The following is a 19,247-nucleotide window of genomic DNA, read 5'->3' on the forward strand; positions in this document are numbered from 1 at the left end:
GCATTCGTTAACGCGGCGCCGTCGTTCGCAGTCGGGTTCAGCTCACGGCCTCCCCGACGAGGCTGATGCGAAAGACGGCCTTCTTGTCCTCGTCGAGCAGTTCCATGCTCCACTTGGCATTGGGCTTCAAATTGCGCGCGATGCTGCCGAGCAGGTTGGCGCAAACCTCGGTCATCTCGGTCCAGGCGGCGGCGCGGTCCTCGAACTCGTACGGCTGATCGGCGGCGCCGGAATAGCGGCCGGTGCTGATGCGGAAGAAGTACAGCGACATCATTGAACCCTTTTATCGGGCCGCCCCCCGGCCGTCCGCAAACTGCGGCGCGAACAGCTACCAACGCATGAAAGCCGCCGTCCGTATGATTACGGCGCGGCGGCTTGGCTATCGGTGAACGTTTTCAACGAGAAGAGGCGCGGATCGTCCCGCGCAGCCGGTTCACTGTGTGGAGCGGCGCAGCTCCAGCGGGGCGTCGTTCCTGGCGGGCTCCGATTTGGCTTCGGACTTCACCGGATCGAGGCGGCTGCTCTCGACACGCGGCGTCTCGATGCGCGCGGCGACTTCGGTGTTCGCCGCGCCGACCGACCCGGTGTGCTCCGAAGAGCGCAGCGAGCGCGGACGCGCCACGGCGCGCGCCATCAGCATCTGATTGCCGCCCTGGTGGTGGAAGTCGCAATAGGCAAAGCCCATGCCCGACACCGAGCCGCGGAAGCTGCGATCGTCGGTCTTTTCCAAGTTGAAACAGGGCTCGAACGGAATGCCCTTGATCGCGGCGCAGACGTTCTGACCGCGGATCTGGAGCGTATTGCCGGGCAGGCGGAGATGTTTCACCGGGCCTGCACCCGAGAATTGCACCGCGCCGGCGGCGCCGAGGTCGTCCAGGATGCGGCCTGCGCCGCGGGTGCCGTCGAAACAGGTGAAGGCGAATACCTTGCCGGCGACGAAGCGGCGCGCCTCGTCGGCATTCATGCTTCCAGCAATGGCCGGCGCAAACATCGCTGCCGCCGTGACAGCCCCCAACACAATACGCGCAAGCATGCTCTACTCCGAACCAACCCCAGCGCGGGCGATGCCTTATCTCTTTACCCGCTGCTTACCATACTAACCAAGGCAACATTGAAGCAGCTTGGTTGGTAAAGTCTGAACGCCGTTAGAGAATTTTTACCACGATGCGACCGCGGACCTGGCCGGCCAGGATTTTTGCGCCCCATTCCGAAACGTCGGCGAGCGGAATTTCATGAGTTATTTCAGATAGTTTCGTCCGATCCAGATCGGAGGCCAAGCGCTGCCAGGCAGCCCTGCGCGACTCGATCGGGCACATCACGGAATCGATGCCGAGAAGGCACACCCCGCGCAAAATGAAGGGGGCGACGGAAGACGGCAGGTCCATGCCGGCGGCGAGGCCGCAGGCCGCGATCGCCCCGCCGTACTTCGTCATCGACAGGAGATTCGCCAATGTGGTCGAGCCGACGCTGTCCAGACCACCCGCCCAGCGCTCCTTGGCGAGAGGTTTTGCCGGCGCCGACAATTCATTGCGATCGATCACTTCGGCCGCGCCGATCTCTTTCAGATAGTCCGCTTCCGAGGCGCGGCCGGTCGAGGCGATGACGTGGTAGCCGAGCTTCGACAGCACGGCGATTGCGACCGAGCCGACGCCCCCGGCCGCGCCCGTCACCACGACCGGGCCGCTCTTCGGCGAGACGCCTTGCTTCTCCAGCGCCAGCACGGAGAGCATCGCGGTGAAGCCGGCGGTGCCGATCGCCATGGCGTCGCGTGCCGAGAGTCCTTGCGGCAAGGCGACCAGCCAGTCGCCCTTGACCCGTGCCTTCTCGGCATAGGCGCCAAGATGGGTCTCGCCCATGCCCCAGCCGGTGCAGACGACCTTGTCGCCCGCCTTCCACGCCGGATGCGATGAGGCTTCGACCGTTCCGGCGAAATCGATGCCGGCAATCATCGGGAAGCGGCGCACCACCGGCGCCTTGCCTGTCAGCGCGAGGCCGTCCTTGTAGTTCAGCGTCGACCATTCGACGCGGACAGTGACGTCGCCATCCATCAGCTCGGCTTCGTCGAACTGCGCGAGCTGCGCGGTGGTGCCCTTGTCCGCCTTGTCGATCCGGATCGCCTTGAATGTGGCCACGACTGCACTCCCTGACTTGTTTCGGGGATTGTTTAGCCGATCAGGCCGGCTGCGCAACCGCTCGCTGGACCGGTTTCTCCACGATCGGAAGATTGATCAGCGCCGAGAGCACGCCGAACAGGATCGAGAGCCACCAGATCGGCGTGTAGGAACCGAATTTTTCAAACACGATGCCGCCGAGAAAGACGCCGAGGAAACCGCCGACCTGATGGCTGACGAAGGCAAAGCCATAGAGGGTTGCAAACCAGCGCGTGCCGAACATCAGCGCCACCAGCGCCGAGGTCGGCGGCACGGTCGACAGCCAGGTCAGGCCCGAGACCGCGCCGAACGCGATCGCCGAGAACGGCGTGATCGGGAACCAGATGAAGGCGAGGGTCGCAAGCGCGCGGGTGAAGTAGATAGTCGAGAGGATGAATCGCTTGGGCATATAGTTCTGGAGATAGCCGACGCTCAGCGATCCCATGATGTTGAACAGGCCGATCGCCGCAATCACCCAGCCGCCGGTTTGCGTGGAGATGCCGCTATCGACCAGGAAGGCCGGCAGATGCACGGTAATGAAGGCGAGCTGGAAGCCGCAGGTGAAGAAGCCGAGCACCAGCAGCACATAGGAGCGATGGCCGAAGGCTTCCGCGAGCGCCTTGGTGAAGGTCTGATCGTCTGCGGGCGCCGCGCCAGCGGAGCTTGCCACCGGTGGCGTCGAGAGCGCCAGCGACAGCGGAATGATCAGCAGCATCAGGAAGCCGAACACGGTGAGCGCCTGCTGCCAGCCGAAATTGTCGATCAGCGCCACACCAATCGGCGCGAACAGGAACTGGCCGAACGATCCCGCCGCGGTGCCGGCACCGAGCGCAAGCCCGCGCTTCTCGGCCGGCAAGAGTTTTGTGAACGCCGACAGCACCAGATTGAACGAGCAGCCGGCAAGGCCGAAGCCGACCATCACGCCCGCGCCGATATTGAGCGACAGCGGCGTCGATGAGTAGCGCATCAACAGCAGGCCGCCGGCATAGAGCAATGCGCCGACGCACATCACGCGGAACAGGCCGAAACGATCGGCGACCGCGCCGGCGACCGGCTGGCCCAATCCCCACAACAAATTCTGAAAGGCAATCGCAAGGCCAAACACGTCACGGCCCCAGGCGAATTCGTGGCTCATCGGCTGCACGAAGAAGCCCAGCGCCGACCGCGGACCGAAGCCGAGCATGCCGATGGCGCAGCCGCAGAGAATGATGATCGCCGGCGTGCGCCAGTTGGAGGAACGCGAGACCGGACCGAGCTCGCTTGCTTGAGTCGACATGGTGCTCCCCGTCTGTCGGTTGGCGGATCGGAATAGGCGGCCGCGAGTCAGGCATTTAATGCAGATGCATGAAAATCCCAAGTCGAAAATGATTGCGTTCCACGAAGGGCTGCCGCGGGAGCACTGCGTTTCAACGCGGCCATGGACGACGTAGCGGAACGTGTCTTGACGGGAATGTGTGCGGGGGGACCTAGCGGTCTTGCGTTGCGCGTGTTATCTTTGATTTACTCACATTGAGTATATGTAAGCTCTGGCGGAATCCCACCGGCCCCTCGGCCGGATTTCTCAGGCTCTATATATACTCAAATAGAGCATAATTGACATGCACGGGAGGCTTCGATGCCCATCACTGGAATTTACGGCCCCGACGACTTTGCAGGCCGGCCGCAGGGCCAAAACCCTACCCTTCCCCGTGCCGCGCCGGCGCGAACGGGAGCCGCGCTGCCGATGCCCTCGCTGGAATGGACTGATGAGGTCGAGCGCGCCACCGCGCCGCTCTATGAACGCGTCAAGCAAGTGATCCCGCCGATCGAATGGCCGCTGATGGCACCGACCATCAAGGCGATCAACGAGCTGAAGCAGGCGCGCGGCGCGGTGATCCTCGCGCACAATTACCAGGCCCCGGAGATTTTTCACTGCGTCGCCGATATCGGCGGCGACTCGCTCCAGCTCGCGATCGCGGCCACCAAGGTGAAATCAGGCATCATCGTCCAGTGCGGCGTGCACTTCATGGCGGAGACGTCAAAGCTGCTCAACCCCGAGAAGACGGTGCTGATCCCCGACTCTCGCGCCGGCTGCTCGCTTGCGGCCAGCATCACAGGCGCGGACGTGCGGCTGCTGCGTGAAAGATTTCCCGGCGTTCCTGTCGTCGCTTACGTCAACACCTCCGCAGAAGTGAAGGCGGAGGTCGACATCTGCTGCACCTCGTCGAACGCAGTGCAGGTGGTCGAGAGCCTGAACGCGCCGACCGCGATCTTCCTGCCCGACCGCTATCTCGCGACCTACGTCGCCTCGAAGACCGACGTGAAGATCATCGCCTGGAAGGGCGCCTGCGAGGTGCACGAGCGCTTCACCGGCGACGAGCTGCGCGCCTATCGCGAGGCCGATCCCTCCGTGCAGATCATCGCGCATCCCGAATGCCCGCCTGACGTGCTCGCCGAGGCCGACTTTACCGGCTCGACCGCGCACATGATCAACTGGGTGCGCGAGAAACGTCCGAAGCGCCTGGTGATGATCACGGAATGCTCGATGGCCGACAATGTGCGGGCCGAGCTTCCTGACGTCGAGATGCTGCGCCCCTGCAATATCTGCCCGCACATGAAGCGCATCACGCTCGCCAACATCCTGGAGAGCCTGCTGACACTCGGCGAGGAAGTGACGATCGATCCCGCACTGGCGGAACGCGCGCGACGATCGGTCGAGCGGATGATCAATCTGAAGAATTGAGAGCTGAAAATGCAAGACAACATCCACAACCTCACCCGCAGCACCGACGACGTCGTCATCGTCGGCGGCGGCCTCGCCGGTCTGTTTTGCGCGCTAAAACTCGCGCCGCGGCCGGTGACGCTGATCTCGGCAGCGCCACTTGGCCAAGGCGCCTCATCCGCATGGGCGCAAGGCGGCATCGCCGCCGCAATGGCCGACGGCGATACACCGGAAGCACATGCTGCGGACACCATCGCGGTCGGCGGCAGCATCGTCGACGAGGCGGTCGCACTTGGAATCGCGCGCGAGGCTGGCCTGCGCATTCATGACCTTCTCGCCTATGGCGTGCCGTTCGACCGCGATCTCGAAGGCCGGCTTGCTGTGGGGCGCGAAGCCGCGCACTCGGCACGGCGCATCGTGCATGTGCGTGGCGACGGCGCGGGCGCCGCGATCATCGCGGCGCTGAGCCAGGCCGTGCGGCGCACGCCGTCGATCCGCCTGCTTGAAGGTTTCGTCGCCGAAGCGCTGTTGACGGAGGACGGCGCCGTCACGGGCCTGCAATTGCGCGAGACCGGCAATTCGGCAGCACGGCCGATCCTGCTCGCCTCACGCACGGTGGTGCTCGCCACCGGCGGCCTCGGCCATCTCTACGCCGTCACCACCAACCCGCCTGAAGCCAGCGGCTCCGGCCTTGCGATCGCAGCCCACGCCGGCGCCGTCGTCGCCGATCCCGAATTCGTGCAGTTCCATCCCACCGCCATCATGGTCGGCCGCGACCCGGCACCGCTGGCAACGGAGGCGCTGCGCGGCGAAGGGGCGACGCTGATCAACGGCGATGGCGAGCGCTTCATGACCGCACTCCATCCGCTGGGAGAGCTCGCGCCACGCGACATCGTGGCCCGCGGCGTGTTCGCCGAGATCGCGGCCGGGCGTGGTGCCTTCCTCGATGCACGCGACGCGCTGGGCACGCGCTTCGCCGACAAATTCCCGACGGTGCATGCGAGTTGCATCGCCGCCGGCATCGATCCCGCGACGCAAGCGATCCCGATTGCACCGGCCGCGCATTATCACATGGGCGGCATCGCGGTGGACGCGCGCGGCCGCAGCTCGATCGACGGGCTCTGGGCCGGCGGCGAAGTGTCGTCCACCGGCGCACACGGCGCCAACCGGCTCGCCTCGAATTCACTGCTCGAGGCCGTGGTCTATGCCGCGCGTATGGCCGACGACATTGCCGGCCGCACCATCCTCTCGCCTGCCCGCGTCCCCGATGCGCTGGTGACACCGCGTGGCGGCGCACCGGATGCTGCGGCCGTGACGCGGCTGCGCGCGACCATGAGCGCGCATGTCGGCGTCATCCGCGACAATGACGGGCTTGCGGAGGCTGTGCGCAGCTTCGCCGCGCTGGAACGCGAAGCCACCAACGCTGCCGTTCGCAACATGGCGATTTCGGCCCTGCTCGTCGCCACTGCGGCCTGGACGCGACGCGAGAGCCGCGGCGCGCATTTTCGCATCGATCATCCGGCGGATGTCCCCGCCCTGGCGCAGAGAACGATGACCACGCTCGCCGCAGCGCGCGAGGTCGCGGAAAACCTCACCGGACGTCCAATGCCGCGCACCGCGCAATCCATGATCGCCTGACGGAGTTTGCCATGATCACCCCGACCTCCCTGCTCTATCCCGACGCCTTCGTCTCGCCGCTCGCAATCGACGAGGCCGTGCATCGCGCGCTCGACGAGGATCTCGGCCGCGCCGGCGACATCACCTCGCTGGCGACGATCCCGGAAGCAACAAAGGCGCAAGCCATCCTGGTCGCGCGGCAATCCGGCGTGATCGCGGGACTGCCACTGGCGCTCGCGACGTTGCAAAAGCTCTCGCCCGACATCGAGGTGCGCGCGCATGTCCGCGACGCCGCGCGCGTTGCCCGCGGGCAGCACGTGCTGACGATCTCGGGCCCGGCCCGCGCCATTCTCACAGCGGAGCGAACCGCGCTGAATTTCGTCGGCCGGCTGTCGGGCGTCGCGACACTGACAGCCGACTATGTCGCACGCACGGAGGGCACCCGGATGCGCATCTGCTGCACGCGAAAGACGACGCCAGGGCTGCGCGCGCTGGAGAAGTACGCGGTGCGTTGCGGCGGCGGCTTCAACCACCGTTTTGGACTAGACGACGCGATCCTGATCAAGGACAACCATATCGCGGTTGCCGGCGGCATCCGCCCCGTACTGGAGCGCGCACGGGCGCATGCGGGGCATCTCGTCAAGATCGAGATCGAGGTGGATACACTGTTGCAACTGCGCGAGGTGCTCGACACCGGAATGGCTGACGCCGTGCTGCTCGACAACATGGACTTCGCAACCCTGCGCGAGGCTGTGCGGATGAATGAGGGCCGCCTCGAGCTGGAAGCGTCCGGCGGCGTCACGCTCGACTCGATCGCGGCCATTGCGGCGACCGGCGTCGACTACGCCTCGGCCGGCGCGCTGACGCACTCGGCGCCGAATTTCGACTGCGCGCTGGATATCGAGGCGTGAGGTGGTCTACTCCCTCTCCCCGTTCTTACGGGGAGAGGGTTGGGGTGAGGGGCCTCTCTCCACACGCGGATCGTCGAGAGTCCTGTATCCCCTCACCCGGATCGCAAGAGCGATCCGACCTCTCCCCGCAAGCGGGGCGAGGTAAAGCACGTCTACCTTCGCTCGGTCACACCCATCTCGGCCGAGCTCTTGGCTTCCTGCGCGAGCTCGGCGGAGAGTGCGGCGGTCTGCGCCGGGGTGCCCCAACTCGGTTCCTCGCTGCCGTCGCCCCAGTTGCGCGGCCGATAGAAGGTGTGCACGCCGGTCTTGTACATCTTCTTCATCTCGGCGACCCAGGACGGGCGCACCCAATAGGCGTGGTAGTGCGTGGACTTGCCGACTTCGGGCAGCCAGATCTGGCCATCGAGCATCGCCTTCGAAATCTTTCTCGCGCGCTCCCACATCTCGGGTTCGCGGATCACGTCGGGATTGTTGTCGCAGGCGAAGGTGAACTGGCAGGCGAGATGGCGGTGCTTGTTCTGGTAGACCGCGCCGCACACGGTGTCGGGATACTTGCCGGAGAACACGCGGTTCATCACGACCTGCGCGACCGCCATCTGGCCGCGCACGGCCTCGCCACGGGATTCGAAGTAGACGGCTTCGGCGAGACATTTCTCCGACTTCGCGCGCGACTTGTCGTCGAGTGCCAGCCGCTCGGCCGGCGATTTGGCGCGCTGGTTGTCGGCGTTGACCTCGCCTTTCGGCGCGACGCTCTCGCCGCTTTCGATGTCTTTCGCAATATCAGCCGTCGGCGGCGTCAGCGATGCCGTCACCTTCATATCGGGGTCCGGCATCACAATCAGCGGCTCGGCGCCGGGCTGCCAGCTCTCGATGCTCTCGAGATTGCCGCCGAGCGAGGAACTGCCGAAGAAAAGCTTCGAGGTTTTCACGCGGAAGGGATCGCGCGGCTGTGCCGCCGGAATTGTGGCCTGCTTCAGCGCGTCGAGCGGCTGGACTGCGAATGCGCGCGCGGCGTCGCTGGCTTGCGGCACGTTGGTGTATTGCGGCAACGGCGGAGCGCGTAGCGCTTCCGCGAGCTCCGGATCGAGCGCGGCCGCGGACTCAGGCGACATTGCTTGCGGCAACGCGACGGTCTTGGCGCCGAATACCGAGCTGTTCGACGTCGCGGGATCTTCCAGCGCGGGCGCGGCAGCTGGTGCGCTCGCTTCGGGAGCCTGCGCCGGTGTGATCGTTGCGAGGCGATCACCCTTCATGGAGCGATCGACCTTGGGAAAATCGGCGGCCTGGTAGCGCGGCGGCGGCTGGAGCGCCGGATTGCGGCCGATTGCGCCGGTGACGTCGCGGCCATCGAGGCTTGCGAGGCGAACCATCGCGCTCTGCGGAACCGAGGTGCCGATGGGGCGGGAAAAGCTGTAGGTGGCGAGCTGGATCGAGGACGCCGCGGAATAGACCTGCCTCTGCCAACGCTCGGCGACGCCGGGCTGACGGGCCAGCAAAGAGGCAATGTCCTGATAGCCGGTCTCTCTCGGCATCAATGCGAAGATGCAGAGACCGATGCCGAAGGACGCGAACCGCGCGCCCTTCGGATGGTTACGCAACACTGACATCAACACGCTCACGCTACGCTTACGCTCGAAAGATCGAGCCGCAGTACATCCGTGCAATTCGATCTTTATCGTGGGTATCTAATTTAGGTTGCCGGGGCGTTAATCGGCGTTGCGCGCGCGGCACACTCAAGCAAACAGAGGTGTTTTCACGGGAAATGATGCGCGTTGGTAAACGCCGCCTCATTTGACGCGGTAAACATCTGGTCAACGCGCATGGTGAAGGAACTCTTGCGCGCACGTATCATTACGGGACGCGCGCTGGGTTCCCGGTGTTGCGCGATGCGCTCACACGCGCGTGCCCGTCATTGCGAGGAGCTCTTGCGACGAAGCAATCCAGAATCCCTCTGCCGAAAGATTCTGGATTGCTTCGCTGCGCTCGCAATGAAGGGGTGGAGAGAGCGGTGCGCAAAATGAAAGAGGCGGGGCAAGCCCCGCCTCTTCGCATTCAACATTTCAATTCGGCTTACGCCTGGCTCGCAACCGCCTTGCCCAGCGCGGCTTGCGCGGCGGCGAGGCGGGCGATCGGCACGCGATACGGCGAGCACGACACGTAGTCTAGGCCGATGTCGTGGCAGAAGGCGACGGAGGCCGGATCGCCGCCGTGCTCGCCGCAGATGCCCATCTTGAGCTTCGGGCGCGTCTTGCGTCCACGCGCGACGCCGATCTTGACGAGTTCGCCGACGCCTACCTGGTCGAGCGCGACGAACGGATCGACCGACAAGATGCCCTTCGATACGTAGGGACCGAGGAAGCTCGCGGCGTCGTCGCGGCTGATGCCGTAGGTGGTCTGCGTGAGGTCGTTGGTGCCGAACGAGAAGAACTCGGCGCTCTCGGCGATCTCGGCCGCGAGCAGACAGGCGCGCGGCAACTCGATCATGGTGCCAACCTGATAGGCAAGCTTGGTGTTGGTGTCGCGCATCACCGCCTTCGCGGTGGAATCGATCCGCGCCTTGACGAGATCGAACTCGGCCTTGGTCGCGATCAGCGGCACCATCACCTCAAGGCCGACGGCCTTGCCGGTACGCTTCTCGGCCTCGACTGCGGCCTCGAAGATCGCGCGCGCCTGCATCTCGGCGATTTCAGGGTACGCGATCGCAATACGGCAGCCGCGGAAGCCCAACATCGGATTGAACTCCGACAGCTCGCGTGCGCGGTCGGCCAGACGCCGCGGGTCGGTGTTCATGGCACGCGCCACTTCCTCGACCTCGGCATGGGTGTGCGGCAGGAACTCGTGCAGCGGCGGATCGAGCAGACGGATCGTGACGGGCAGGCCCTTCATGATCTCGAACAGCTCGACGAAGTCGGCGCGCTGCATCGGCAGCAGCTTTGCGAGCGCCGCACGGCGCGACTGCTCGTCCTCGGAGAGGATCATCTCGCGCACCGTGCGGATGCGCGTCTCCTCGAAGAACATGTGCTCGGTGCGGCAGAGACCAATGCCTTCCGCGCCGAACTTGATCGCGGTGCGGGCGTCCTCCGGCGTATCGCCGTTGACACGCACGCCGATCTTGCGGACCTGGTCGGCCCATTTCATCAGCGTGCCGAACTCGCCGGAGAGCTCCGGCTCGATCATCGGCATGCGGCCGGCGAGCACCTGGCCGAGCGAGCCGTCGATGGTGATGACGTCGCCGGTCTTGTAGGTGCGCGAGCCGATGCTCATGGTGCCACGGCCATAATCGACGCGGATGGTGCCGCAGCCGGAGACGCAGGGCTTGCCCATGCCGCGCGCGACGACCGCCGCGTGCGAGGTCATTCCGCCGCGCGTGGTCAAGATGCCTTCGGCGGCGTGCATGCCGTGGATGTCTTCGGGGCTGGTCTCGATGCGGACGAGAATCACCTTGCGCCCGTCGGCCTGGAGCTTGGTTGCTTCGTCCGAGGAGAACACGATCTCGCCGGAGGCCGCACCGGGCGAGGCCGGCAGGCCGGTCGCGATCACGTCGCGCTTGGCGTCGGGATCGATGGTCGGATGCAGGAGCTGGTCGAGCGAGGCGGGATCGATCCGCGTCACCGCTTCCTTCTTGGTGATCAGGCCTTCATTGGCGAGCTCGACCGCGATGCGCAGCGCCGCTTTCGCGGTACGCTTGCCGCCGCGGGTCTGGAGCATCCAGAGCTTGCCCTGCTCGACCGTGAACTCCATGTCCTGCATGTCGCGGTAGTGCTTCTCGAGCAGCGTGTAGATCCGCGTCAGCTCCTTGAAGGCCTCGGGCATCGCCGCTTCCATCGACGCCTTGTCGGAGCCGGATTCCTTGCGCGCTTCCTCGGTGATGTCCTGCGGCGTGCGGATGCCCGCCACCACGTCCTCGCCCTGCGCGTTGATCAGGAACTCGCCGTAGAGCTTGCTCTCGCCAGTCGAGGGATTGCGGGTGAAGGCAACGCCGGTCGCCGACGTCTCGCCCATGTTGCCGAACACCATGGCCTGCACGTTGACCGCGGTGCCCCAGGACTCAGGGATATCGTGCAGCCTGCGGTAGGTCACCGCGCGCGCGTTCATCCAGGATGAGAACACCGCGCCAATCGCGCCCCAGAGCTGATCGTGCGGATCCTGCGGAAAGTCCTTGCCGGTCTCGCGAGCGACTGCGTCCTTGTACTTGCCGACCAGCTGGACCCAGTCATCGGCGGTGAGGTCGGTGTCGAGCGTATAGCCCTGGCCGTCCTTGAAGGTGTCGAGGATTTCCTCGAAGTGATGATGCTCGAAGCCGAGCACCACGTCGGAATACATGGTGATGAAGCGGCGATAGCTGTCATAGGCGAAGCGGCGATCGCCCGACAGCTCCGACAACGCTTCCACGGTCTCGTCGTTGAGGCCGAGATTGAGCACGGTGTCCATCATGCCCGGCATCGAGGCGCGACCGCCGGAACGCACGGAGACGAGCAACGGGTTCTTGCCGTCACCGAAGATCTTGCCGGTCAACTTGCCGACATAGTCGAGCGACTTCGCAACCTGCGACTGCAGTTCCTTCGGATAGGACTTGTCGTGTGCATAGAAGTAGGTGCAGACCGAGGTCGGGATCGTGAAGCCGGGAGGCACCGGAAGGCCGAGATTGGCCATCTCGGCGAGGTTCGCGCCCTTGCCGCCGAGCAGGTCCCGCATGTCGGCTTTGCCCTCGGCCTTGCCGTCACCGAATGTGAACACCCATTTGCCGGCCTTGGCCGTGGCTGGCGCCGCCTTGGCTGGCGCGGCCTTCTTCGGTGCGACCGGCTTGGTCACAGCCTTTGCAGCAACCTTGGCGACCGGCCTGGTTGCAGGCTTCGCAACCGGCTTGGCCGGAGCCTTTGCGGCAGCCTTTGCGGCAGCTTTGGCGACCGGCTTCGGCGCGCTCTTGGCCAGCGCCTTGCGGGCTGGCGGCGCAGCCCTCGCGGCGGCGGAAGACTTTGATTTCGCTAGAATTTTCTTAGGCTTCGAGGCGGCTTTGGCCATAGCTTGCACACAACCTGCGAGAGGAACGGGAGTTCGCGCGCCTTACACCACTTTGGGCAGGCCCGCGCAAGTCGAAGAGTTCCGGAGAATGAAGGCCTAGAGATGGAGCCACTTCAATAATCCGAGCCCGATCGCACCATTTATGATGAGAAAGATCGCAACGATGAAGTTGAGCAGGCGCGGCATGATCAGAATGAGCACGCCCGCAAGCAGCGACAGGATCGGCGAGATGTGGGCGACGGTGATGTGCATGGATGGTCTTTCCGTACGTTAAGGCGAATCGCGGCCGGATCATACCGGACCGGGTTCCGCGGGTAGAGACGCGCAAGACGCGAGCAGGTTCCCGGCTTCGCGAAAACTGCCCGAAATTGCCGCGTATGCGGCAAGGCTTTCCCGGAACATTGCAAAGTCGCGGGCATTGGCAACCGGTCGCGCCACTGGCGCGGGCTGAAATCACTTCGAAGGAGTTGCCCATGCGGAACAGGATTCTCGCCCTCGCAGCGCTTGGCATCGCGCTTGGCTCGCCGATCGCAGCGTCTGCGCAAAGCGGTGTCACGGTGGGCCGCGCGCCCGTCGTCGTCGACAGTGGCACAACCATTGCGGTCGAACAGCGGCCGGCATTCCGTGACTATGTCGTCGAACAACGTGTACCGGCCTTCAGCATTCCGGATCGCGTGGTGGTCGGTGCCACCTTACCCGAGGCCGGCGTCACCTATTATGACGTGCCGCAACGTTTCGGCGCCACCACCTATCGCTACACCGTCGTGAACGGCGAGACCGTGCTGGTCGAGCCGCGCTCGCGGCGCATCGTCGAGGTGCTGAACTAGCGTCCAACTCGACACGAGTTCAACTCGATGTCCGGCGCGTCACTTCAATCAGGCTGACGCGCATCGCGTAGTCGGACATCAGCCCCGCCCGGTCTTCCCCCCGCCGGGCGGGGCATTTTTCTTCTCTCGTGTCCCGGGCAAGCGAAGCGCAGACCCGGGGCCCAGAAAGCTGCGAGCACGCGTCAACATGGGCCCCGGCTCTGCAGCGCACCGCCAAGAGGCGCTGCGTTGCGTCCGGGGGCGAGAGAGCCGCAATACCCGCGCCTCAATCCTGGATCTTCGAGAAATCCGCCACCGCACGCGTGGCGCTGCGGATTTCGTTCAGCAGCTTCAGGCGGTTCTCGCGCACCTTCGCATCGTCGTCGTTGACGCGAACCTTCTCGAAGAACGCATCGACCGGCGGACGCAACTTCGCCATCGCGCTCATGGCGGCGGCAAAGTCTTCCTTGGCGACAGCGGCGCTGGCTTCCGCCGTCACCTCGCCAATCGCCTTCGCCAGCGCCTTCTCCTCGCCAAGACCATAGAGCGCGGCCTCCGGCGCGCCGTCGAAGCTGCGCTTGTCCTTCTTCTCTTCGATGCCAAGAATATTGCTGGCGCGCTTGATGCCAGCCAGCAGATTCTTGCCGTCGTCAGATTCGAGGAATTTACCGAGGGCCTCGACGCGGCGGATGATCATCAAGAGATCGTCCTGGCCACCGAGCGCGAACACGGCATCGACGAGATCGTGACGCGCGCCCTGCTCGCGAAGCTGGACCTTGAGACGGTCGGCGAAGAAGGCGAGCAGATCGCTTGGAAGCTTTTCCGCATCGGCCGACTTGACCGACAAGCCGGCGAGTGCGGACGCCGCTACCTTCATGAGCGACAGACGCAAATTGTTCTCAGCAATCAGCCTGATCACGCCCAGCGCAGCACGGCGCAGCGCATACGGGTCCTTGGATCCCGTCGGCTTCTCATTGATGGCCCAGAAGCCAACCAACGTATCGGTTTTATCCGCGAGCGCGACCGCGACGCTGATCGGATCGGTCGGCACGCGATCGGCGGGCCCTTGCGGCTTGTAATGCTCCTCGCAGGCGGCCGCGACGGACGCGTCCTCGCCCTGGGCCAACGCATAGTACTTGCCCATCAGGCCCTGCACCTCAGGGAATTCGCCGACGACTTCGGTCAGCAGATCCGCCTTCACCAGATGCGCAGCACGCTCGGCCTTCGCGATATCAGCGCCGACCAGCGGCGCGATCTCGGCGGCGAGCCGCTCGATGCGTTTGATACGTTCGGCCTGCGTCCCCAGCTTCTCGTGGAACACGATCTGCTCGAACTTCGGCAGACGATCCTCGAGCTTCGTCTTCAAATCCGTCTCGTAGAAGAATTTCGCATCCGACAGGCGCGGACGAATCACGCGTTCGTTGCCGGCGACGATGGTCTTGCCGCCGTCGGGCGCCTCGATATTGGCGGTGAGCACGAACTTGTTGGTCAGCTTGCCCGTCTTGGCATCCCTGACGACAAAGCACTTCTGGTTATTCCGGATGGTGGCACGGATCACCTCTTCCGGGATCGCGAGATATTCCGCTTCGAACGATCCCATCATGACGACGGGCCATTCGACGAGGCCCGACACCTCGTCGAGCAGCACCTGATCTTCGACGAGCTCAAGGCCTTGCGCGAAGGTCAGCTCCTTGGCATCGGCGAAGATGATGTCCTTGCGCGCCTGCGGATCGAGGATGACCTTTGCGGCCTTCAGCTTCGCTTCGTAGTCCTCGAAGCGGCGCACCGAGATCGCAGCCGGCGCCATGAAGCGATGACCATAGGTGGTCTGGCCGGTCTCGATGCCGTCGACCTCGAACTTCACGACATCGGGCTCTTCCGTCTCGAGCCCGAAGGTCGCGGTGATCGCGTGCAGCGGGCGCACCCAGCTCAGCGAGCCCGGCTTGCCGGAGCGCGCGCCCCAGCGCATCGATTTCGGCCAGGGGAAGGTGCGAATGATGACGGGCAGGATTTCCGCGAGCACCTCGATGGCGTCGCGGCCGGGCTTCTCAATCAATCCGATATAGAAATCGCCCTTGGGATCGCGCTGGATCTTGGCTTCATCGAGCGACTTCAGACCTGTCGCCTTCAGAAAACCCTGCACCGCCACGTCGGGCGCGCCGATCTTCGGACCGCGGCGCTCGGTCTTCAGATCGGGCTGGCGCGCGGGAATGCCGTGCACGGTGAGCGCCAGACGGCGTGGCGTCGCGAACGCCTTCGCGCCCTCGTAGACGAGGCCTTCGGCAACCAGCTTGTCGGTGACCATACGGCGCAGATCATCCGCCGCCTTCGCCTGCATGCGCGCGGGGATCTCTTCCGAGAACAGTTCAAGCAAAAGTTCGGGCATCAGGCCGCTCCGCCCGCTTCGGTATGGATCCAGGCCTCTCCGCAGGCTTTTGCCAATTCGCGCACGCGCAAAATGTAGCTCTGCCGTTCCGTCACCGAGATCACGCCGCGGGCGTCGAGCAGGTTGAAGACATGGCTCGCCTTGATGCACTGGTCGTAAGCCGGCAGCGCCATCAGATGCGCCTCGCGCTTATCGTCCTTCCAGCCGGCGTCGAGATATTTTTTGCAGGCGGCTTCCGCCATCTTGAACTGCTCGAACAGCATCGTCGTGTCGGCGACTTCAAAATTGTGCTTCGAATATTCCCGCTCGGCCTGAAGGAACACGTCGCCATACGTGACCTTGGCGTCGCCGTCGCGGCCGTTGAAGTTCAGGTCATAGACGCGGTCGACGCCCTGCACATACATCGCGAGGCGCTCGAGCCCGTAGGTGAGCTCGCCCGCGACCGGAGCGCATTCGACGCCAGCGACCTGCTGGAAATAGGTGAACTGGCTGACTTCCATGCCGTCGCACCAGCACTCCCAGCCGAGACCCCAAGCGCCCAGCGTCGGGCTCTCCCAATCGTCCTCGACGAAGCGGATGTCGTGCACGGCGGAATCGATGCCGATCGCGGCGAGCGACTTCAGGTACAGCTCCTGAAGGTTCGGCGGCGACGGCTTCATGATGACCTGGAACTGGTAATAGTGCTGCATCCGGTTCGGATTCTCGCCGTAGCGGCCGTCCTTGGGCCGGCGCGAGGGCTGCACATAGGCGGCATTCCAGGGCTTTGGCCCCAGCGCGCGCAGCGTGGTGGCAGGATGGAAGGTGCCCGCGCCCATCTCCATGTCGTAGGGCTGCAGGATCACGCAGCCCTGCTCGGCCCAGAAGGTCTGGAGCGCGAGGATAAAACCCTGGAACGAGCGTTCCGGGCGCATATGGGCGGGCAATGAGGCGTCCATCGTCAGATCAGGCTCTCGCGGGGGTTTTGAATCGCGCGGGACCGTATCGACGGCGGGGGTGGGAATCAAGGCAAAGGGGCGGATTCGGTACGATCAGCCCCTCATCCCGCACGGTGCGGTAGGGTGGGCAAAGCGAAGCGTGCCCACCATCATCACCACGATTGCGGAAGGGATGGTGGGCACGGCGCAAGAGCGCCTTTGCACACCCTACGGCACCGGTTAACCCGGCCGGTAAGCTCCGGTCACGGGGTCACGCTTCAATGTCCGAATGTCCCCGGCATGGGCGGCCTCGGCGACGCGCGAGAGGCGCATCTCTTCCAGCTCCTGGTTGATCCGGACAGCGGTCTTGTAGGCCCAGCGGACCACGGCAAGCCCGCCCAGGACGCCCGCGAATGCAACGAACGGCGGCATCGGTCGATCCTTGTTGAGTGCTCAGCCCCCACGTGCATTCTTGCGCAGACCGGGCCGCGCCGCAATTGGCTCGAGGTCGAGTCCCCTTGGACCAAATGGCGCGGGCGGGCGTCGCCTAGAACCCGAATTTCGCCCAAATCGCCCGCGTCTCCACCGCCGAGATCAGATCGTCCGGCAGTCCGGCCATTGATTCCATGGCCGAAAGCTGCCCCGCGCCGGGAGATTTGCGCCCCAGAAGGCCGGACAGCAGACCGGTCGGCTGCGCAATCACGGGGGTGACAACCTTCTCGCCATAGCGGGCACGAAGAGTTGAGCGGAGATCGCCGATGCTGTCGGCGAGCCCCAGCGCGATCGAACTCTCGCCGGCCCAGTATTCGCCCGTGAACAGCGTGTCGTCGCTGCCCTTCAGCCGGGTGCCGCGGCTCTCCTTCACCAGGGCAATGAATATCTGGTGGATCTCGCGCTGAAGCGCCTTCAGCTTGGCGACGTCGTCGGGGTTTTCGGGCAGGAACGGATCGAGCATCGCCTTGTGCGTGCCAGCCGTGTAGAGGCGCCGCTCGATGCCGAGCCGCTTGATCGCCTCCTGGAAACCAAAGCTGCCGCCGACCACGCCGATCGAGCCCAAGATCGAAGAGGGATCGCAGATGATCTCGTCACCCGCGCAGGCGATCATGTAGCCGCCGGAGGCCGCGACGTCCTCGACGAACACCAGCACCGGCAGCTTCTTCTCCGCCGCGAGTTGCTTGATGCGCAGATAGATCTGGCGCGACTGCACCGGCGAGCCGCCGGGCGAGTTGATCACCAGCGCCACCGCCTTGGCGTTCCGATATGAAAACGCCCGCTCCAGCACCCGCGCGACACCCGCGAGCGACATGCCCGGGCGCAGCGGCGTCACCGCACCGATCACGCCCGATAGTCGCACCACCGGCACCACGGCCGTGCCGGGGCGGAAACGCGCCGGCAGATATTGCATGAGCTTGTCGGCCCAGCCGGAACTCCGGGAATCATTCAATTGTTCGGCCATGCCGTTACCTCTGGTTAACCAATTCTTATCACGCGAGTGTCATTGGAAGTGCCTGGAACGTGTTTTGCAGATTCCTCGTTGGGAAGCTGCAATGAAGCAGCGGAGGAAACACCATGAAGATCTACCTGCTGATGCTGCTGATCGGTGCGCTTTTCACGGCGATTCGCATTTACTCCCCGCAGGAGCAGCAGTCGGAATCGCTTCCGCAGTAAGCCGTCACGGCTCCGCGAGCGGCAACACCGCCCTCCCCTCCAGAATATCCCTCACCTCTTTTTTAGGCACGCGTGACTCTTCGTTAAGCATGAGACCCGGCAGCAATCGCGTCGGAGCTCTGCCGCCTTTGATGGCGCGCACCAGCACGCGGATCGCGGGCCGTCCCGCTTCGCCATGAACCGGCAGGATCGCAAGACTCCCGAAGCCGCGTGACAGCGCTGCCAGAACCTCAGTGATCCCATCTGCGCGCCAAATCAATGTCAGGGCGCCATTCGATCGGAGGATACGCCGCGCTGCATGCACCCACGCATGCAGCGTCTCCTCCGTCGCCACATGCGCGGTGTGACGCATCTGATCCGGCGAGCCACGATGCCGCGTGGAAACGTTGAAGGGCGGGTTCGTCAGCACCACGTCGACACTGTCGGGCCCAAGCTCGTGTGCCGCGAACGCCTGCGCATCGGCCGTGACGTCGAGCATCATCACCTCGGCCGCAATGGCATTTCCCGCCGCATTGGCGCGCGCGAGCTCGGCGAGTTCCGGATCGATCTCGACCAGGCTGAGCTTGACGCCTGCCACGCGCCGGGCGAGCGCCAGCCCGGCCGTGCCGATGCCGGCGCCGAGATCGACCACGCGGTCGCCCGCGTGAGCCTCCGTCGCCGCCGCAAGCAGGATCGCGTCATGGCCGGCGCGATGGCCGGAGCGCTTCTGCTTCAGCCGCAATTGCCCACCGAGAAAGGCGTCCTCGGTGATGTCTGCCAAGACGTCAACCATTCGGAGCCTCAATCATCGCCGCGCAGTTCGTGGCTGAGGCCGGCCTCGGTGAGGAGCGTCCGCGCCTCCCGGGCGTCGTCCTCATGGACCAGGATCCGCCGCGGCAAAATGCCGAGCGAGCCCTCGATGATGCTCATGTTCTGGTCCAGCACCAGATGGTGGATGTTGGCGCCGTCGAGCAGCGCACCGATCGCTGACACCAGCACCATATCGTTGGTCCGAACCAGTTCACGCAAAACTGAGGTCTCCTGCCCGAAGGGGGCTAAAGGGGCAAATGTCAATGGTTCCGCAGGCCTTGCC

The 19,247-nt window shown here is 64.7% G+C and carries 17 protein-coding genes; 4 read left to right on the top strand and 13 right to left on the bottom strand.

Annotated features, from left to right (window positions below; genetic code table 11):
* Positions 1-37: 37 nt before the first annotated feature.
* The 4 genes from IVB29_RS07980 to IVB29_RS07995 all read right to left on the bottom strand — a co-directional run bounded on the left by IVB29_RS07980 (position 38) and on the right by IVB29_RS07995 (position 3,426).
* The gene (locus IVB29_RS07980; protein ID WP_247502970.1) at positions 38-271 is read right to left on the bottom strand and encodes a hypothetical protein; all 234 of its coding nucleotides are present in this window, start codon (positions 269-271) and stop codon (positions 38-40) included.
* Between the two features lie 162 nt (positions 272-433).
* Entirely contained in the window at positions 434-1,033 is a 600-nt protein-coding gene (locus IVB29_RS07985) for a hypothetical protein (protein WP_247502843.1), read from the bottom strand.
* Between the two features lie 112 nt (positions 1,034-1,145).
* A complete protein-coding gene (locus tag IVB29_RS07990) occupies positions 1,146-2,132 on the bottom strand; it encodes an MDR family oxidoreductase (protein WP_247502844.1) in 987 nt (328 codons plus the stop codon).
* A 40-nt stretch (positions 2,133-2,172) separates the two neighbouring features.
* Positions 2,173-3,426: an MFS transporter gene (locus IVB29_RS07995; protein WP_247502845.1), complete on the bottom strand. Its 1,254-nt coding sequence runs from the start codon at positions 3,424-3,426 to the stop codon at positions 2,173-2,175.
* A 339-nt stretch (positions 3,427-3,765) separates the two neighbouring features.
* Between IVB29_RS07995 and nadA the strand changes: the two genes are divergently transcribed.
* Genes nadA through nadC form a run of 3 tightly spaced genes read left to right on the top strand, consistent with a single transcriptional unit; the run spans position 3,766 to position 7,379 of the window.
* Positions 3,766-4,872, top strand: a complete 1,107-nt coding sequence (nadA, locus tag IVB29_RS08000; RefSeq protein ID WP_247502846.1) for a quinolinate synthase NadA — start codon at positions 3,766-3,768, stop codon at positions 4,870-4,872.
* A 9-nt stretch (positions 4,873-4,881) separates the two neighbouring features.
* A complete protein-coding gene (locus tag IVB29_RS08005) occupies positions 4,882-6,489 on the top strand; it encodes an L-aspartate oxidase (RefSeq protein ID WP_247502847.1) in 1,608 nt (535 codons plus the stop codon).
* A gap of 11 nt (positions 6,490-6,500) precedes the next feature.
* Entirely contained in the window at positions 6,501-7,379 is an 879-nt protein-coding gene (gene nadC / locus IVB29_RS08010; RefSeq protein ID WP_247502848.1) for a carboxylating nicotinate-nucleotide diphosphorylase, read from the top strand.
* A gap of 152 nt (positions 7,380-7,531) precedes the next feature.
* On the opposite strand, the gene IVB29_RS08015 is transcribed toward nadC, so the two are convergent.
* From IVB29_RS08015 to IVB29_RS08025, 3 genes are all read right to left on the bottom strand, one after another.
* Complete coding sequence (locus IVB29_RS08015; RefSeq protein ID WP_247502849.1) at positions 7,532-8,986, bottom strand: cell wall hydrolase; 1,455 nt, start codon at positions 8,984-8,986, stop codon at positions 7,532-7,534.
* 463 nt (positions 8,987-9,449) lie between these two features.
* The gene (ppdK, locus tag IVB29_RS08020) at positions 9,450-12,401 is read right to left on the bottom strand and encodes a pyruvate, phosphate dikinase (RefSeq protein WP_247502850.1); all 2,952 of its coding nucleotides are present in this window, start codon (positions 12,399-12,401) and stop codon (positions 9,450-9,452) included.
* 96 nt (positions 12,402-12,497) lie between these two features.
* Entirely contained in the window at positions 12,498-12,653 is a 156-nt protein-coding gene (locus tag IVB29_RS08025) for a DUF3096 domain-containing protein (protein WP_247502851.1), read from the bottom strand.
* 221 nt (positions 12,654-12,874) lie between these two features.
* On the opposite strand from IVB29_RS08025, the gene IVB29_RS08030 reads away from it, so the two are divergent.
* Complete coding sequence (locus IVB29_RS08030; protein WP_247502852.1) at positions 12,875-13,228, top strand: DUF1236 domain-containing protein; 354 nt, start codon at positions 12,875-12,877, stop codon at positions 13,226-13,228.
* 265 nt (positions 13,229-13,493) lie between these two features.
* Here IVB29_RS08030 and glyS read toward each other — a convergent pair whose 3' ends face one another.
* The 6 genes from glyS to IVB29_RS08060 all read right to left on the bottom strand — a co-directional run bounded on the left by glyS (position 13,494) and on the right by IVB29_RS08060 (position 19,183).
* Positions 13,494-15,593, bottom strand: coding sequence for a glycine--tRNA ligase subunit beta (gene glyS, locus IVB29_RS08035; protein ID WP_247502853.1), 2,100 nt, complete (start codon positions 15,591-15,593; stop codon positions 13,494-13,496).
* Entirely contained in the window at positions 15,593-16,528 is a 936-nt protein-coding gene (locus tag IVB29_RS08040; protein ID WP_247502854.1) for a glycine--tRNA ligase subunit alpha, read from the bottom strand. The genes glyS and IVB29_RS08040 overlap by 1 nt, the downstream gene beginning before the upstream one ends.
* Positions 16,529-16,747: 219 nt before the next feature.
* Positions 16,748-16,939, bottom strand: a complete 192-nt coding sequence (locus IVB29_RS08045; protein ID WP_247502855.1) for a hypothetical protein — start codon at positions 16,937-16,939, stop codon at positions 16,748-16,750.
* A 115-nt stretch (positions 16,940-17,054) separates the two neighbouring features.
* Positions 17,055-17,963, bottom strand: coding sequence for a S49 family peptidase (locus IVB29_RS08050; RefSeq protein ID WP_247502856.1), 909 nt, complete (start codon positions 17,961-17,963; stop codon positions 17,055-17,057).
* 216 nt (positions 17,964-18,179) lie between these two features.
* Positions 18,180-18,947: a methyltransferase gene (locus IVB29_RS08055; RefSeq protein WP_247502857.1), complete on the bottom strand. Its 768-nt coding sequence runs from the start codon at positions 18,945-18,947 to the stop codon at positions 18,180-18,182.
* 8 nt (positions 18,948-18,955) lie between these two features.
* Positions 18,956-19,183, bottom strand: coding sequence for a DUF2007 domain-containing protein (locus tag IVB29_RS08060; protein WP_247502858.1), 228 nt, complete (start codon positions 19,181-19,183; stop codon positions 18,956-18,958).
* Positions 19,184-19,247 lie beyond the last annotated feature (64 nt).

It is taken from the genome of Bradyrhizobium sp. 1, assembly GCF_023073315.1.
Lineage (GTDB): Bacteria > Pseudomonadota > Alphaproteobacteria > Rhizobiales > Xanthobacteraceae > Bradyrhizobium.

Coding starts and splice junctions, on each gene's coding strand:
- IVB29_RS07985 (WP_247502843.1), bottom strand. CDS start 1,033: ATGCTTGCGCGTATTGTGTTGGGGGCTGTCACGGCGGCAGCGATGTTT.
- ppdK (WP_247502850.1), bottom strand. CDS start 12,401: ATGGCCAAAGCCGCCTCGAAGCCTAAGAAAATTCTAGCGAAATCAAAG.
- IVB29_RS08055 (WP_247502857.1), bottom strand. CDS start 18,947: ATGGTTGACGTCTTGGCAGACATCACCGAGGACGCCTTTCTCGGTGGG.
- IVB29_RS08015 (WP_247502849.1), bottom strand. CDS start 8,986: ATGTCAGTGTTGCGTAACCATCCGAAGGGCGCGCGGTTCGCGTCCTTC.
- IVB29_RS08005 (WP_247502847.1), top strand. CDS start 4,882: ATGCAAGACAACATCCACAACCTCACCCGCAGCACCGACGACGTCGTC.
- glyS (WP_247502853.1), bottom strand. CDS start 15,593: ATGCCCGAACTTTTGCTTGAACTGTTCTCGGAAGAGATCCCCGCGCGC.
- IVB29_RS08050 (WP_247502856.1), bottom strand. CDS start 17,963: ATGGCCGAACAATTGAATGATTCCCGGAGTTCCGGCTGGGCCGACAAG.
- IVB29_RS07980 (WP_247502970.1), bottom strand. CDS start 271: ATGTCGCTGTACTTCTTCCGCATCAGCACCGGCCGCTATTCCGGCGCC.
- IVB29_RS08040 (WP_247502854.1), bottom strand. CDS start 16,528: ATGGACGCCTCATTGCCCGCCCATATGCGCCCGGAACGCTCGTTCCAG.
- IVB29_RS08030 (WP_247502852.1), top strand. CDS start 12,875: ATGCGGAACAGGATTCTCGCCCTCGCAGCGCTTGGCATCGCGCTTGGC.
- IVB29_RS08025 (WP_247502851.1), bottom strand. CDS start 12,653: ATGCACATCACCGTCGCCCACATCTCGCCGATCCTGTCGCTGCTTGCG.
- IVB29_RS08045 (WP_247502855.1), bottom strand. CDS start 16,939: ATGCCGCCGTTCGTTGCATTCGCGGGCGTCCTGGGCGGGCTTGCCGTG.
- IVB29_RS07995 (WP_247502845.1), bottom strand. CDS start 3,426: ATGTCGACTCAAGCAAGCGAGCTCGGTCCGGTCTCGCGTTCCTCCAAC.
- nadA (WP_247502846.1), top strand. CDS start 3,766: ATGCCCATCACTGGAATTTACGGCCCCGACGACTTTGCAGGCCGGCCG.
- nadC (WP_247502848.1), top strand. CDS start 6,501: ATGATCACCCCGACCTCCCTGCTCTATCCCGACGCCTTCGTCTCGCCG.